This is a genomic window from Actinomycetota bacterium (assembly GCA_013152275.1).
Classification (GTDB): Bacteria; Actinomycetota; Acidimicrobiia; order Spongiisociales; family UBA4744; genus BMS3Bbin01.
On record JAADGS010000065.1, the window covers coordinates 35,037 to 36,290 of the forward strand.

At 62.1% G+C, this 1,254-nt stretch carries 2 protein-coding genes; one reads left to right on the plus strand and one right to left on the minus strand.

Translation table 11 applies throughout. The features are described 5' to 3' along the window. The coding region (locus tag GXP34_10620) for a hypothetical protein (protein NOY56424.1) at positions 1-161 on the minus strand (161 nt) is incomplete at its 3' end. 417 nt (positions 162-578) lie between these two features. On the opposite strand from GXP34_10620, the gene GXP34_10625 reads away from it, so the two are divergent. Next, positions 579-1,254: hypothetical protein (locus tag GXP34_10625; GenBank protein NOY56425.1), on the plus strand; the 676-nt coding region annotated here is incomplete at its 3' end.

Here is a 1,254-nt window from a genome sequence, read left to right on the forward strand (position 1 = left end):
GCCATGGCAAGGGACTGCACGTCACGGACGACCTGCTTGGGCGGTTTCGCCGGTGCAGCCAGAACGTGGACTTCGGCCACTCGCCCGTTGTCCCCGACGATGCGCACGGCATCGACCGTGGGGAGGAGACAGAGTGCTTCTTCGAGCTCGCGATACTTCACGGTGCAAGGGTAGCCTCCGCCGGCAGGCGGGACGGCGTTTTTGTCATACCCTTGAGTAATGGGGGTCTTGACTGCTAACTTATCCACAGTCGCCACCTTTGTGGCGGGTTGGTGCGCTGCCGACCGGTGAGGCTGGAAGAGGGATGCCTCAGCACATGACAACTGAGGTTCCCGGGTAAACCGGGGATATGTGGCGCCCGGGCTTGCACGATTTACCCCTGAGCTACCAAGCGAAGCGGATTACTCGCCGGCCGAGAGGCTGGTGATTCCAAAGCTAAATTGGAGGACTCAGTTTGAAGGGCAAGATCGTCAAGTTGATCGCAATTGCCAGCAGTCTTGCGGCGTTGATCGTTGCAGGAAGTGCCACCATCAAGATCGGGTGAGCGGGCAGGTCCGGGACGCCAATGAGGAGGCCGGGTGGCCAGGCGCACAAGTGATACTCGACATGAACGGCGGGCAAAGGCCGTGTTGGCAGCGGTCTACGCGACCCTCGGCGTTGGCGTGCTTGTCGTGCTGATTATACGTGAGTCCTTTCCGCCTATCGGTCTCTGGCTGGCGTTCGCCGCCGCGTTCGCGTTCCTCGACTGGCGCTCGGTCGAGGTCAACGATCGCATGCTGATGAGCCCCACGATCATGGTGGCGCTGACAGCAGGGGTGGCGTTCGGTCGGGGGAGTGCGGCGCTCGGCGTGGCAACCATGGCCGTACTCGGGGCGGTCAGTGCACGTGACGTCAAGAAACGACGCATCTTCCAACCGGTCGCCAACTTCGGACAGATGGTGGTTACGGCCGGGGGTTCGCTCTTGGTGCTAGAGGCGTTTCTCGCGAAGGCGACCATTGGCAGCGCGTCGTATTGGACGTGGATCGCGATCGGGAGCGCTGCCGCCGCAGTGCTCTACGCGTCGATCAACTATGTGCTCGTGGCGTTCGCGGTGCGTACCGTGTTTCGCCAGAACCTCAAGGTCTGGTCGCACCTTGGTGAGCTCTTGCCTTCCTATGTCGCGATGGGCTTCGTCGGGGGCCTGCTCGGCGCCACGATCACGCGCACCGAGGTCGTGCTCCCACTCGTGTTCGTCGTGTTCATCATCGGCTATC